At 72.1% G+C, this 12,532-nt stretch carries 13 protein-coding genes and 1 pseudogene; 6 read left to right on the top strand and 8 right to left on the bottom strand.

Translation table 11 applies throughout. The features are described from left to right. A pseudogene (locus AB0B50_RS28240) lies at positions 1-533 on the bottom strand (PucR family transcriptional regulator); the annotation flags it as partial. Between the two features lie 262 nt (positions 534-795). Here AB0B50_RS28240 and AB0B50_RS28245 point away from each other — a divergent pair. Then, positions 796-1,380: a hypothetical protein gene (locus AB0B50_RS28245; protein ID WP_362337815.1), complete on the top strand. Its 585-nt coding sequence runs from the start codon at positions 796-798 to the stop codon at positions 1,378-1,380. A gap of 9 nt (positions 1,381-1,389) precedes the next feature. Then, positions 1,390-1,932: a hypothetical protein gene (locus AB0B50_RS28250; RefSeq protein WP_362337818.1), complete on the top strand. Its 543-nt coding sequence runs from the start codon at positions 1,390-1,392 to the stop codon at positions 1,930-1,932. A gap of 33 nt (positions 1,933-1,965) precedes the next feature. Here the strand turns inward: AB0B50_RS28250 and AB0B50_RS28255 are convergent, their stop codons facing one another. Together AB0B50_RS28255 and AB0B50_RS28260 are read right to left on the bottom strand one after the other, a co-directional pair. Further along, positions 1,966-2,832, bottom strand: coding sequence for a carbon-nitrogen hydrolase family protein (locus tag AB0B50_RS28255; protein ID WP_362337821.1), 867 nt, complete (start codon positions 2,830-2,832; stop codon positions 1,966-1,968). A 5-nt stretch (positions 2,833-2,837) separates the two neighbouring features. Continuing rightward, positions 2,838-4,316 (bottom strand): APC family permease, encoded by a 1,479-nt coding sequence (locus AB0B50_RS28260; protein WP_362337824.1) that lies wholly within the window; start codon positions 4,314-4,316, stop codon positions 2,838-2,840. Positions 4,317-4,437: 121 nt separating this feature from the next. On the opposite strand from AB0B50_RS28260, the gene AB0B50_RS28265 reads away from it, so the two are divergent. Beyond that, positions 4,438-5,109: a TetR family transcriptional regulator gene (locus AB0B50_RS28265; RefSeq protein ID WP_362337827.1), complete on the top strand. Its 672-nt coding sequence runs from the start codon at positions 4,438-4,440 to the stop codon at positions 5,107-5,109. A gap of 60 nt (positions 5,110-5,169) precedes the next feature. Then, complete coding sequence (locus tag AB0B50_RS28270) at positions 5,170-5,655, top strand: nitroreductase family deazaflavin-dependent oxidoreductase (RefSeq protein WP_362337830.1); 486 nt, start codon at positions 5,170-5,172, stop codon at positions 5,653-5,655. Between the two features lie 122 nt (positions 5,656-5,777). Here the strand turns inward: AB0B50_RS28270 and AB0B50_RS28275 are convergent, their stop codons facing one another. From AB0B50_RS28275 to AB0B50_RS28295, 5 genes are all read right to left on the bottom strand, one after another. Next, positions 5,778-6,368, bottom strand: coding sequence for a CGNR zinc finger domain-containing protein (locus tag AB0B50_RS28275; protein WP_362337833.1), 591 nt, complete (start codon positions 6,366-6,368; stop codon positions 5,778-5,780). An 82-nt stretch (positions 6,369-6,450) separates the two neighbouring features. Further along, positions 6,451-7,629, bottom strand: coding sequence for a 12-oxophytodienoate reductase (locus tag AB0B50_RS28280; protein ID WP_362337836.1), 1,179 nt, complete (start codon positions 7,627-7,629; stop codon positions 6,451-6,453). A gap of 127 nt (positions 7,630-7,756) precedes the next feature. Beyond that, positions 7,757-8,809, bottom strand: coding sequence for an LLM class flavin-dependent oxidoreductase (locus AB0B50_RS28285; protein ID WP_362337839.1), 1,053 nt, complete (start codon positions 8,807-8,809; stop codon positions 7,757-7,759). Further along, positions 8,809-9,345 (bottom strand): SRPBCC family protein, encoded by a 537-nt coding sequence (locus AB0B50_RS28290; RefSeq protein WP_362337841.1) that lies wholly within the window; start codon positions 9,343-9,345, stop codon positions 8,809-8,811. Before AB0B50_RS28290 ends, AB0B50_RS28285 begins: the two co-directional genes overlap by 1 nt. 155 nt (positions 9,346-9,500) lie before the next feature. Continuing rightward, positions 9,501-9,998, bottom strand: coding sequence for a helix-turn-helix domain-containing protein (locus AB0B50_RS28295; RefSeq protein ID WP_362337844.1), 498 nt, complete (start codon positions 9,996-9,998; stop codon positions 9,501-9,503). A 188-nt stretch (positions 9,999-10,186) separates the two neighbouring features. Between AB0B50_RS28295 and AB0B50_RS28300 the strand changes: the two genes are divergently transcribed. Both AB0B50_RS28300 and AB0B50_RS28305 read left to right on the top strand, forming a co-directional pair. Continuing rightward, positions 10,187-11,056, top strand: a complete 870-nt coding sequence (locus tag AB0B50_RS28300; protein ID WP_362337847.1) for a MoxR family ATPase — start codon at positions 10,187-10,189, stop codon at positions 11,054-11,056. Further along, on the top strand, positions 11,053-12,492 hold the full coding sequence (locus AB0B50_RS28305) for a VWA domain-containing protein (protein ID WP_362337850.1): 1,440 nt from the start codon (positions 11,053-11,055) through the stop codon (positions 12,490-12,492). The genes AB0B50_RS28300 and AB0B50_RS28305 overlap by 4 nt, the downstream gene beginning before the upstream one ends. The last annotated feature ends 40 nt before the right edge of the window (positions 12,493-12,532 follow it).

Here is a 12,532-nt window from a genome sequence, read left to right on the forward strand (position 1 = left end):
TCCTTGGTCGTCAACAGGATGCTCCGGTCGCCGAACCGCCCGACCATCGCCCGCTCGACCTCGCGCGGCACGGCGTCGCCGTCCTCGTATCCGCTGGGGCCCTGGGCGACGGAGACCGCGTGTGCGTGGGAGAGGCGCAGCCCGAAGCGTTCCGCCCGCTGGGCGAGCAGGCCCAGGTCGCTGCGGCCGTACAGCAGATCGTCGATGAACTCCCGCCGGGCCGCTTCCTCTTGGCGTACGGCGAGGCGCTGGGCGCGTTCATACCCCTCGGCGAAGGCGTCCACCGCCTGCTCCGCCGCGGCAAGCACACCGTCCGCCGACACGGACCGCACGGTGGGCCAGTGCGCTCGGGTCGCCGCCAGGTGCGCGCCCACCAGGGCCCGCAGCCCGTGGCCCGCCTCGGCCGCCCGCTCCCCCAGCGCGCGCCGCGAGTCCAGCTCGTCGCGAGTCAGCCGGCGCCCCGTCGACGCGGCGGCGGCCAGGATGCCCGCATATCCGTCGAGATACTCCACGGGTATGCCGTGCCCCGCCATGACCGCCCCCGATGTCGTGGTGGACCGCTGCCACCTGGATGAATCCTTGATGCCTTTCTAACGCATGGCAGGTGGACGACCGACGGCCGGGTCCGACATTTCCCTTCATACCCGGGTGCCACGGCGCGCTCGGCCCGGCCCGCCCGACCGAGTGAGAGCGGCGCCCCGGCGGCGTGCGGGGCGCACACGAGTGGATACGGATGACCCGGCGGCGACCGGCGCCGCTCCCCTCTCCCCCGTCAACCCCGCCGAGGAGCCGCCCATGCAGCCGTTGTCGTACCGCCCCGCCCTCGCACTGGGCGTGGCCACGGTCCTCGCGCTCGGAGTCGTGGCCGCACCCACGGCGCACGCGCGGATCTCGGGACCCGCCTCGTGCCTGGGGCCCGGCAAGGACTCCCGGGGCCGCTCGTCCGTCGACTCGGGCGAGATCGCGTGGGAGGACGAGTCGAAGTACGACGACGCGCGCCGCCATGCCCACCGGGTGTGGTCGGCGCGGGGACTCGACCGGGTGACGTTCCCCGCCGACGACGCCACGCGCATCGCGGATCTGGAATGGTCGGACGTCGACCGGACCGACGGGGCCTGGCACAAGACCCTGGGCTACTGGGACGGACGGGAAGGTACGGACGTGCTCCTGATGAACGACGCGCTGCTCGCCCGGGGCAAGTACTACGGCACGACCCGGTTCCGCCGGGCCATCGCGGCCCACGAGCTCGGTCACGCCCTGGGCTTCTGCCACAAACACCCTTCCTGGTACGCAACGTTGATGGCACCGAAGGTCGAGGACATGAACGACGGCAGGCCGAGCGCTCGGGACCGCAGGAACTACCACCGGCTGTGGGGCTGAGGCGACACCATGGGAATCCTCCGACCCTTCGCCGTGGGCGCCGCCGCGGCGGCCGTCCTGGCCGGCACGGCCTGGGGCGTGTACTCCACCGGGCGCCCCGCACCGGACGCCGGCGAGGCCTCCACCACGTACGACCCCTCCGACCCCCGCCAGCTCGCAGGATCGGCCCGTGACGTCTTCCACGGCACCGTGCTGCGGCACACCGGCCGCAGGACGATCGCCGACCTCCCCTGCGAGGTGTACGAGGTGCGCGTGGGCCGGGTCTTCAAGGGCGCGCTGCACGGCACGGTCACGCTCACCCGCACCGGCGGCGAGTCGCAGCCCGCCCCCGGTGCGTCGTACGTCTTCGCCACCTACCCCTGGGCGCGGGAGGCGGCCGGTGCGCACGCGGTGCTGTCCGGCGCGGGTGCCTCACCGGCCCGGGACCTCGGGGATCCGGTGCGGGGCACGAAGGACGAGGCTCTTCCCCGGGCGCGGGGCGCCGAGGGGCGGCGGCAGAGCGTCGCCGAGTACTGGACGTGGGCGGTGGCCCATCAGGTCGACACGCCGTGAGGAAGCCTTCCGGGCCCGCGCCGCCTGCCGGTGCTACTCACCGCTCCAGGGCGCCTGTCGGAACGTACCCCCGTACATGGGCAGCGTGACGCGGTCGCCGTACCGGGCGAGTTGGGCCCAGGGGCGGTTGAGTCCCGCCGAGCCGTAGGTGCGGACACGGGTGACCGTATCGAGGTCGAGGACGTCGACCAGGACCTCCTCGCCGCCGCCCGCCTGCTGGCGCACGATGCCCTCCGGGTCGACGATCGCGCTGGATCCGACCCCGGCCGGGTCGGCGGCGTTGACGTTGACGACGTACACCTGGTTGGTCCAGGCGTTGGCGCGGGCGCAGACGAGTTCCATCTCTCGGTCGCGGGTGGTGGTGAGCGTGGGCTGGATGATCACCTCGGCGCCCAGCCAGGCCAGTTGCCGTGCCGTCTCGGGGAAGGACCCGTCGTAGCAGATGGCGAGGCCCGCGCGGCCGATGCCGGGCAGGTCGAGGACCACGAACTCGTCACCGGGCTCGGCCTGTTCGTAGGGCTGCCACGGGAAGACCTTGCGGTAGCGGGCGGCGATCTCGCCGGACGGGGAGATCGCGAGGGCGGTGTTGTACACGCGTCCGTCGTCCGCCTTCTCGTACACGCTGCCGGGGACCAGCCACAGCCCGGTCTCGCGGGCGAGCGCGCACAGGCGGTCGGTGAGGGGCCCGGGGATCGTGACGGCCGCCCGGTCCATCCACCCTGCGTGGTCCGCGAGGAGCGGCGCCTCTGCGCTGAGCATCAGTTCGGGTACGACGACGAGCTGGACGTGCGGGAACGTCTCCCGCACCGCGCGCACCCGGCGGGCGAAGCGCTCGAAACTGGCCTGGAGGTCGTGCGGGACGGGCGTGGTCTGGACGGCGGCGATGGCCAGGGTGCGCATGGGGTTCAGTTCTCCGTGACGGTGAGGCGGGCGACGGCCGTGCGGCCGTGCCGGAAGAAGCCGATGTGGCGACTGCGGAGCGCGGCCATGACGACCGCGCCCAGGAGGATCGAGCCGACGCCGAGGAGGAAGACCCCTCCCACGCCGCCGAGCGAGGTGTTTCCGTACGCGGGGGCGAACATGTCGACGGCGCTGCGGGCGAAGGCCGCGAGCATCATCAGTCCGCCTAGGCAGGGCATGACGCCCTTGACGAGCAGGTCCCGCGGGGACCGGCGCAGTTGGCGCCGGAAGTACCAGGCGCAGGCGAGGCCGGTGGTGCCGTAGTAGAGGGCGATGAGCAGGCCGATGCACAGGATGGCGTCGCCGAGGAAGTCCGTGGAGACGGCGGTGAGCAGGACCAGGACGGTGGACGCCGCGGCGCCGAAGAACACCGCGCCGAAGGCGGGTGTGCGGTGGCGCGGGTGCATCCGGGCGAAGGGGCGGGGCAGCGCTCCGTGGGTCGCCATCGACAGGGCGGTGCGCGGGGCCGCCGCGGTGCAGGTCAGCAGCGCCCCGACGGCCGAGAGCCCGATCGCCAGCCGGACGAACCGGGCGAGGGGGTCGCCGAGCACGGCGGGTCCGAGGCCGGTGAGGATGTCACTCGCGACCGCGGGGTTGCCAAGGCCCAGGCCCGCACCGCCCGTACCCGCGAAGGAGAGGGCGGCGAACGCCGTGAACAGGTACGTCACGAGCAGCACCACGGTGGAGATCAGCGCCGCCCTGCCGGGGGTGCGCCCGCTGTCGGCGGTCTCTTCGTTGAAGGTGATCAGCGCGTCCCAGCCCCAGTAGATGTACAGGCACAGCAGGACGGCTTCCGCGAAGGACCCGAAGTCGGCGAAGCCCAGCGGGTTCAGCCACTGCGCCGAGGGCACCGCGGCGCCCTCGCGGGTGAGGGCCGCGACGCCGAACGCGAGCAGGGCGAGGAGTTGGAGCCCGAGCATCGCGTACTGCACGTGGGCCGCGAGCCGCACGCCCCGGTAGGCGACCAGGGTGGCGAGGGCGAGGAGCAGCACGGCGGTGGCCGTGACCGCGAGACTGCTGTCCGCCGCCGCGTCCAGGCCGACGAAGCCGAGGAGGGCGCCCGCGCCGACCCGCGCGAGCGCCGTCATGGCGAACACGGTGGCGACGAGCGGGATCCAGCCGCCCGCGAGCCAGCCCGCGGCCGGGCCGTAGACCCGGGTGTTCCACACGAAGGTCGTGCCGCAGTCCGGCATCTCGCGGTTGAGCGCCCGGAACGCGAACGCGGTGAGCAGGATCGGCACGAAGCCGAGCAGCAGGGCCGCCGGCGCGAGGTCACCGACGACGAGGGTCACCAGGCCGAGGGTGACGGCGATGCTGTAGGCGGGGGCGACGGAGGCGAGTCCGAGGGCGACGGTGGCGAGCAGGCCGACGGAGTCGCCCTTGAGGCCCTTGTCCGGTGGCGCCCCGGTGGCTTCGGCGGTCATGAGGGCCTCCCACGAGGAAAGTGCCGCAGCTGACAGCTGCGCCTGATTGCCGTATCTGATTCATTGAACAGAGATTTAAGAAAAGCGTGCTGGCCCGGTCAAGAGCTGGGCAGGTATCTTCTTGTTCTGGTTCAAAGAATGGGGCGGCCCGAGCAGGTCGGGCCAGGACGACATCGAACGGCGAGGGGACGCGGTGGCGCGGCGCAAGGACCAGGAAGCACGGCGGGCACAGCTGAGCGAGGCCGCCGAGCGGGCCCTGCTCAACCGCGGCCTGGAGGGTCTGCGCCTGAGGGACGTGGCCGAGGAGGCGGGCGTCACGCCGGCAGCGGTCCTCTACTACTACGAAGACCTCGACGCCCTGATGTACGAGACGTTCCAGCAGGGCATCGACCGGTTCTGCCAGGGCCGCGAACAGGCCGCCGCGCGGCACGACGACGCACGGGACCAGCTGCGCGACTGCATCGCCCACGGCGTGGCGACGGGACCCCAGGACCGGCTGCCCCGACTGCTCTTCGAGTACTGGCCGCGCACGCTGCGCGACCCCAAGGCGGCCGCCCTGGACAGCGCCTTGGCGGAGCGACAGATCTCCGTCTACCAGGGCATCCTCATCCTCGGTCGCGCGCAGGGCCACTTCACCCTGAGCGACCCGGCGCGCCTGGTGGCCGCCAACTTCCTGGCCCTGGAGGACGGTTACCAGATGGACGTGCTCTCGGGCCGCAGGTCACGGAGCGAGGTGATCGCCGCGTTGTACTCCTACGCGCGCGTGGCCATCGGTCATCGGCCCGACGGGTGAAGGGCGGGAAGAATCGCAGGGCGGAAGGAACAATCCCCTCCCGCACGCCGTTCACGTGGCATGCCTCTGACTGGTGAATACGAGCCCGGGACATGGGACTGGGCAAGCAAGCAGGCCGAGTTGTACGAGAGCTCCGGCGGCACCGAAGGGACGTCGATCCAGGGCAAGCCCGTCATCCTGCTCACGTCGGTCGGCGCCAAGAGCGGCAAGCTCCGCAAGAACCCCCTGATGCGCGTCGAGCACGACGGGGAGTACGCGGTGGTCGCGTCGAAGGGCGGTGACCCCGCCCACCCGTCCTGGTTCCACAACCTCGTCGCCCACCCGCACGTCGAACTGCAGGACGGCACGGTGAAGAGGGACTACCGCGCGCGCATCGCCTCCGGCGAGGAGCGGAAGGCCTGGTGGGAGCGGGCGGTGGCGGCCTGGCCCGACTACGCCGAGTACCAGAAGAAGACGGCCAGGGAGATCCCGGTGTTCATCCTGACGGCGTTCGAGCCCTCAGAGAACCCGGGGACCCCTGAGACCTCAGAGAACCGCAAGCCCTGAGAGCCCTCAGAGCCCGATCGTGCCGCCCGGTCGCACGGCCCGGTTCACACAGCCCGGTACGCACGACCCGGTTCGCACGACCCGGTCGCGCCGAGAGCCCTGATCGTCACCCCCGTGAGGGCCTACCGCTCCCGCTGCCGGGCGCGGTAGGCCCGGAGATTCGCCGCGTTCCCGCACTTCTTGACGTCGTGCCAGACGCCGCTGTTGTTGCGCGAGCGGTCGTAGAAGGCGACGCGGCACTCCGGATTGCGGCAGGCCTTCAGACGCCGCCCGGTGTCCGCCTGCTGACCTTCGTAGATCTCCGCGAGGACCAGTGCGACGACGCGGCGCCAGCCGTCGCCGCGCGGTTCGAGACGTACGACGCCGTCCTCGTCGAGCCGCAGCGCGGCGTCGGCCGTGCGCTCCGGGACCGGCGAGGGGTCGTCGTCCTCGCCCCGTGTGCTCCGCGCGGCGGCCTCCACCAGGCCGTCACGGAACGCCCGGAGCTCGGGCAGTCCTTCGGCGTCCAGGACCAGCCGCGGCGCGACCCGCCCGGTCGTGCCCGCCCACTCGGCGAGCGCCTCGTCGGCCCAGGCCTGGGCGTCCGCCGGTGCGGCGAGGAGGTCCGGGCGTCGGGGTGCGCCCGCGGCGACGGTGTTGAGCAGGTCCTGGACGAGTCCGAGGCCGCCGGGAGCGGGCTCCAGGCGATACCGCTCTGTCGCGGACCAGGTCATCGTGGATCACTCTCCGGGGTTCGTGCGGGACGCCCCCACTCTTTCACGCCGCTTCTTTCACTCCGTTCGGCACCGCCCCCGCTCAGACCAGGGCGTTCAGGAGCGAGGCGTCGTAGGGCACCGCCTCGTCGAGGCGGCCGGTGAGCGCCTTGTTCGACCACTCGGGGTCGGAGAGCAGCGCGCGGGCGACGGCGATGAGGTCGAACTCGTCACGCTCCATGCGGTCGAGGAGCGGGGTGATGTCGGCGCCGGCGGAACGCTGCGTACGATTCGGAGCGCCCACGAACTGCTGGTCGAGGCCGACCGAGCCCACCGAGACCGAGGGCTTGCCGGTGAGCTTCTTCGCCCAGCCCGCGAGGTTCAGGTCGCTGCCGTCGAACTCCGGCAGCCAGTAGCGCCGCGTGGAGGCGTCGAAGGCGTCCACGCCCGCGGCGGCCAGCGGGGCGAGCAGCGCCTCCAACTCCTGCGGGCTCTCGGCGATCCGGGCGTCGTAACGGTCGGTCTTCCACTGGGAGAAGCGCAGCAGGATCGGGAATCCGGGCGAGACCGCGGCGCGCACGGCGGCGACGATCTCCGCGGCGAACCGGGCGCGCGACGCGTGATCGCCGCCGTAGCCGTCGGTGCGCGCGTTGGTGTCGCCCCAGAGAAAGTTGTCGATCAAGTAGCCGTGGGCACCGTGCAGTTCGACGCCGTCGAAGCCGATGCGCTCGGCGGCGGCCGCGGCCTCGGCGAAGGACCGCACGACCGCGTCGATGTCGTCGAGGGTCATCGCCCTGCCGTGGGGGCGCCCGTCGAGGTCGATCCCCGACGGGCCTTCGGCGGGAACACCGAGCGGCGGCACGGACTCGCTCCGCACCACACCCGTGTGCCACAGCTGGGGCATGATCCGGGCGCCCGCCCCATGGACGCGCTCGACCACCCGCGCCCAGCCCGCCAGCGCCTGTTCGCCGTGGAAGTGCGGCACGCGGTCGTACGCGGGGGCCGCGTCCCGCGCCACGTACGTACCCTCGGTGATGATCAGTCCGGCGCCGCCTGCCGCGCGCCGGGCGTAGTAAGCGGCGACGTCCTCGCCGGGTACGCCGCCCGGCGAGAAACGCCGGGTCACCGCGGCCATCGCGATGCGGTTGCGCAGCGTCAGGTCGCCGAGGGCGAAGGACCGCCCCAACACGCTTGCGGCACGCGACGACCCCGCAGAAAGGGTCCGCTCCTCCAAAAGGGTCCGCTTCTCCGAAAGGGTCCGCACCGGCTTCACAGTCTCCATGACAGATTCCTCTGCTCTTGAGTACGAGAACTCGCGCACGAGCTCTCGATGCGAGAACTATGAAAGAAGCGTAACCCTTTTACCTCTGTCGCTCGGCGTGAGCCGGCTCACGCCACGTCACGCCACATCACGCCGGGTCCACCTCCCGCACGAGATCGATCGCGCGCCCCAGCGTGGTGAGCCGCGCCTCCAACGTGTCGCCCGCCGGATAGAGGCGGACGGTGTCGACGCCCGCCGCGCGCCAGACGCGGAGCCGTTCGCGCACCATCTCCTCGGTGCCGATCAGCGTGGTCCCGAGGACCATGTCGTCGGTGACGAGCCCGGCCGCGCCGTCGCGGTCGCCCGACTGCCAGCGCTCGCGGACCGCGGCCGCGACCTCGGCCCAGCCCTGCCTGCTGTAGGCGTCGTTGTAGAAGTTGGTCGTGGCGGATCCCATCCCGCCGAGACTGAAGGCGAGTTCCTTCTTGCGGCCCGCGACCATCGCGCGCAGGGCGTCCTCGTCGTCCGCGAACGCCACCTCCGCGCCCTGACAGATGTCCAGGTCGGCGCGGGTGCGCCCGGCCGCGGCGAGGCCCGCGTCCAGGTGATCGAAGTAGGCCTCCTCGGCACCTTCCGGCACGAAGCTGGTGCCGAGCCAGCCATCGGCGAGCTCGCCCGTCAGGCGCAGCATCTTCGGGGAGAGGGTGGCGAGGTGGATCGGCAGTTCGTGTTCGGGGCGCAGGGACAGGCGCATCGGTCTGGACTCGCCGCCGGGCAGCGGGATCGTGAACTCCCGCCCCTCGTAGGCGATCTTCTCGCCCGCCGCCGCCCGCCGGACGATCTCCACCGTCTCCCGCATCCGGGAGAGCGGTCGCGCGAAGGGCACGCCGTGCAGCCCCTCGATCACCTGCGGCCCCGAAGGCCCGAGGCCCAGCAGGAAACGCCCCTCGGAGATCTGCGCGAGCGTGAGGGCGGCACGGGCGATGGCGACCGGAGTGCGGGTGGCGAGCTGGATGATCCCGGAGCCGAGCAGCATCCGCTCGGTGCGGGCCGCCAAATAGCCGATCGGGGACGGCGCTTCGGCACCCCAGGCCTCCGCCACCCAGCAGATGTCCATGCCCAGCTTCTCGGCCTCGGTGACGAAGTCGACGGTCTCCCGCCAGTTCGCCCCGGACGCCTCGATCGTCGTCGACGTACGCATCACGCGCGCACCCCTTCCACGGTCGCCGTGCCCTCGGCCAGCTGCTTGATCGCGTCGATGGTGGCGGTCATGCTCCGCTCGAACTCCCGCAGGCGTACGAAGACGATCTTCTGCTCCTTGTCCGGCATCCTGTCGATCGCCAGGGAGAGCCCGGAGCGGCCGGGGCCCAGCCGCATCCACTGCGTGAGGTCGGTGCCGCCGTCGTCCCTCTCGGCGAGGCCGAACCGCCAGAGCGCGCCGGGCCGTTCGGGGTCGGACACCGCCCAGGCGAAGACGCGCGGCGCCTCGCACTCGACGACGTACGACGTGGTCTCCCACTCCCCCAGCGACGTGTGTCTGCTGCGGCCGGTGAACCGGGCGCCGAGCGCGGGCCCGCTCGCCCCCTCGACCCACGCGACCGACTGCAACTCCCCGCTCAGCGCGGGCATCAGGCCGATGTCGGAGACCAGCTCCCACACCCGCTCCGGGGACGCGGCGATCCGCCCCGACACCTCGACCGTCGGCCCGTCCGCATAGCGTGCGCCTGTCCACTCCATCGTCGACCGCCCTTCACGTCGCCTCTGAGCTCAAGCCGCTGCTGAGCTCACGTCTCCTCTGCGCTCACATCGCCTCTGAGCTTGAGAGTTGCGTAGGTGAACTCACTCGTCAAGAGTCGGGACACGACGCGACGCGCGTCGGCGGTCCGGCGGTCTCAGCGGCTGAACCGCGCCTGCACGTCCGGGCGTTCGGCGAGACGCGGCGGGTAGCCGGGGCCGAGACGAGGGGTCGTGTTCGCGGCCGTCATCGGCTCCTTGCACGCGGCGCACACGACCTCTGCCCGGCTTTCCTGCCCGCAGCGATCGTGGTGGAGGACCACGGGAGCGCCCTCATCGCCGCTCAGCCAGCGGTCGCCCCAGCTGTTCATGGCCGCGAGGACGCCGAAGAAGTCACGGCCCTTCTCCGTGAGGACGTAGTCGTGGCGCACCGGGTCGCTCTGGTAGGGCCGCTTCTCCAGGAGCCCCTCGTCGACGAGGCGGCGCAGCCGGTCGGTGAGGGTGTTGCGGGCGATGCCGAGTTCCTGCTGGAACGCGTCGAACCGCTTGATGCCGTAGAACGCCTCGCGCAGGACGAGGGGCGTCCACCAGTCGCCGAGCAGGTCCATCGTGCGAGCGATGGAGCACGGCCAGTTCGCAAAGGAAGTCCGCCTCATGACGCCAGCATACGAAGCGTGCGAAGGGTCTCAGCATGAGACCCAGCAGTCAGGAACCGCACTCCGGGGACGTGACGTTCGACGCAAACGGCGCCCGACCGTTGTGGTCGGCCCCCCGGAGCTGATCAGGTACGAGGACCGGGCCCCGGCGAGGCACCGGTCGAGCCGAGGAACCAGGAGAACTCCCCATGACGACCGGGTACTTCACGTCCGTCGACGACGTTGCGGCCCGTCTGGCCGAGACGGGTTATCTGGCCTCGCCCGCCGTCGCCACCACCGTCTTCCTGGCCGACCGGCTCGGCAAGCCCCTGCTGGTGGAGGGCCCTGCGGGCGTGGGCAAGACGGAGCTGGCGAAGGCCGTCGCCCAGGTCGCGGACGCACGCCTCGTGCGCCTGCAGTGCTACGAGGGCGTCGACGAGTCCCGCGCGCTGTACGAGTGGAACCACGCCAAGCAGCTCCTGCGCATCACCGCGGGCCGCGACGAGTCGTGGGACGAGACGCGCACCGACATCTTCAGCGAGGAGTTCCTGCTCTCGCGGCCGCTGCTCACCGCGATCCGCGGCGGCGACCCGAAGGTCCTGCTGATCGACGAGACGGACAAGGCCGACGTCGAGGTCGAGGGCCTGCTCCTGGAGGTCCTCAGCGACTTCCAGGTCACCGTTCCGGAGCTGGGCACGATCAGCGCCGAGCGCCGCCCCTTCGTCGTCCTGACCTCCAACGCGAGCCGTGAGCTGTCCGAGGCGCTGCGCCGCCGCTGTCTGTTCCTCCACATCGGCTTCCCCGAGGAGGAGTTGGAGCGCCGCATCGTCCGGATGAAGGTGCCGGGCCTGGACGAGGCGCTCACCGCTTCGCTGGTGCGGGTGGTCGGCGCGCTGCGGGCGATGGACCTGCGCAAGGTACCGTCGGTCGCCGAGACCATCGACTGGGCGCGCACACTCCTTGCGCTCGGCGCCGACACCCTGGACGAGACCGTCGTACGTGACAGCCTCGGCGTCGTCCTCAAACACCAGGACGACGTGCTCAAGGCCGCCGCCAAGCTCGACCTGGACGCCGTGTGACGGCGCTCCCCGAGGGCGGGCCCGCGTCCCCTGCCGAGGGAGCCGAGGGGCTCGCCGGCCGACTCGCCTCGCTGGTCGCGGCACTTCGCTCGCACGGGCTGCGCATCGGTCCGGGCGAGACCGTCGACGCCGCGGCCGCCCTGGAGGCGCTCGGCCTGGCCGACCGGGAGCGGGTGCGGGAGGGCCTTGCCGCGGCGCTGCTCCACCAGGAGAGCCAGCGGGCCGTCTTCGACCCGGTCTTCGACCTGTACTTCCCCCTGGGCATCGGGGCTCCGGACGGCGGGAGCGGCGAAGCTCGCAAAGACGGCGGCGACGCCGAGCGCAACGCGCTGCGCGAGCGCCTGGTCGCCGCGCTCGCCGCCAACGACCAGGCGCTTCTTGGTCAGTTGGCGGGCGAGGCCGTGGACGGCTTCGGCGGGTACGGCTCCTCCTCGGCGGGCTCCGACGGCTGGTCGTCGTACCAGACGCTGAGCCGGCTGCGTCCGGAGACGCTGCTCACCCGTGTCCTCGCCGCGCTGCGCGCGGGCTCCACCGGGCAGGACACCGGCGAGGCCGCCTTCACCGACCGCCTGGAGGCCGACGAGATCCGGCGCCGCATCGAGGGGTTCCGCGAGCGCGTACGCACGGAAGCGCGCCGCCGGGTCGCCGAGCGGCGCGGCACGGAGGAGATCGCCCGCCGCGCCGTGGCGACCACCGCCGACCGCGTCGACTTCCTCCTGGCGGGCCGCGCCCACCTGGACGAACTCCGCCGGGCGGTCCACCCGTTGGCACGCAAGTTGGCGACGCGGCTCGCCGCCCGCCGCAGGCGTGCCGCGCACGGCAGCATCGACCTGCGCCGCACCCTGCGCGGCTCGCTGTCGACCGGCGGTGTGCCGATGCGTCCGGTGCTGCGCCGGCGCCGTCCCGCCCGCCCCGAACTGGTGCTGCTCTGCGACGTCTCCGGTTCGGTCGCGGGCTTCGCGAACTTCACGATGCTGCTGGTGCAGGCGCTGCACGACCAGTTCAGCAAGGTGCGCGTGTTCGCCTTCGTCAACCGCGTCGACGAGGTGACGGACCTTCTCTCGCACGGCGCCGCCGACCCGGCGGGCCTCGGCGGCCGGATCCTCGGCGAGGCCACGGTCACCGGCTGGCACGGCAGCAGCGACTACGGCACGTCCCTCGGTGAGTTCGCCGAGCGGTACCTCGACGCGGTCGGCCCGCGCTCCACGGTCTTCGTCCTCGGTGACACCCGTACGAACATGAGCGACCCGAACCTGCCCGCGCTGCGGCACATCGCCGAGCGGGCCCGCCAGGTGTACTGGCTCAACCCGGAGCAGCGCTCGCAGTGGTCGACGGGCGACTCCGTCGCGTACGCGTACGCGGACCTCGTCGAGATGCACGAGTGCCGCAACGCGCGCCAGCTCAGCGGCTTGATCGCCCGACTGCTCCCCGTCTGAGTCGCTGCGACGTCCTTGCCACCAGCTGCCTCCGCACTCA

Source organism: Streptomyces sp. NPDC041068, assembly GCF_040647455.1.
GTDB lineage: Bacteria > Actinomycetota > Actinomycetes > Streptomycetales > Streptomycetaceae > Streptomyces.

Bases quoted from the DNA above. Each gene is read 5' to 3' on its own strand.
- AB0B50_RS28245 (WP_362337815.1), top strand. From the start codon at position 796: ATGCAGCCGTTGTCGTACCGCCCCGCCCTCGCACTGGGCGTGGCCACG.
- AB0B50_RS28250 (WP_362337818.1), top strand. From the start codon at position 1,390: ATGGGAATCCTCCGACCCTTCGCCGTGGGCGCCGCCGCGGCGGCCGTC.
- AB0B50_RS28255 (WP_362337821.1), bottom strand. From the start codon at position 2,832: ATGCGCACCCTGGCCATCGCCGCCGTCCAGACCACGCCCGTCCCGCAC.
- AB0B50_RS28260 (WP_362337824.1), bottom strand. From the start codon at position 4,316: ATGACCGCCGAAGCCACCGGGGCGCCACCGGACAAGGGCCTCAAGGGC.
- AB0B50_RS28270 (WP_362337830.1), top strand. From the start codon at position 5,170: ATGCCTCTGACTGGTGAATACGAGCCCGGGACATGGGACTGGGCAAGC.
- AB0B50_RS28275 (WP_362337833.1), bottom strand. From the start codon at position 6,368: ATGACCTGGTCCGCGACAGAGCGGTATCGCCTGGAGCCCGCTCCCGGC.
- AB0B50_RS28280 (WP_362337836.1), bottom strand. From the start codon at position 7,629: ATGGAGACTGTGAAGCCGGTGCGGACCCTTTCGGAGAAGCGGACCCTT.
- AB0B50_RS28285 (WP_362337839.1), bottom strand. From the start codon at position 8,809: ATGCGTACGTCGACGACGATCGAGGCGTCCGGGGCGAACTGGCGGGAG.
- AB0B50_RS28290 (WP_362337841.1), bottom strand. From the start codon at position 9,345: ATGGAGTGGACAGGCGCACGCTATGCGGACGGGCCGACGGTCGAGGTG.
- AB0B50_RS28295 (WP_362337844.1), bottom strand. From the start codon at position 9,998: ATGAGGCGGACTTCCTTTGCGAACTGGCCGTGCTCCATCGCTCGCACG.
- AB0B50_RS28300 (WP_362337847.1), top strand. From the start codon at position 10,187: ATGACGACCGGGTACTTCACGTCCGTCGACGACGTTGCGGCCCGTCTG.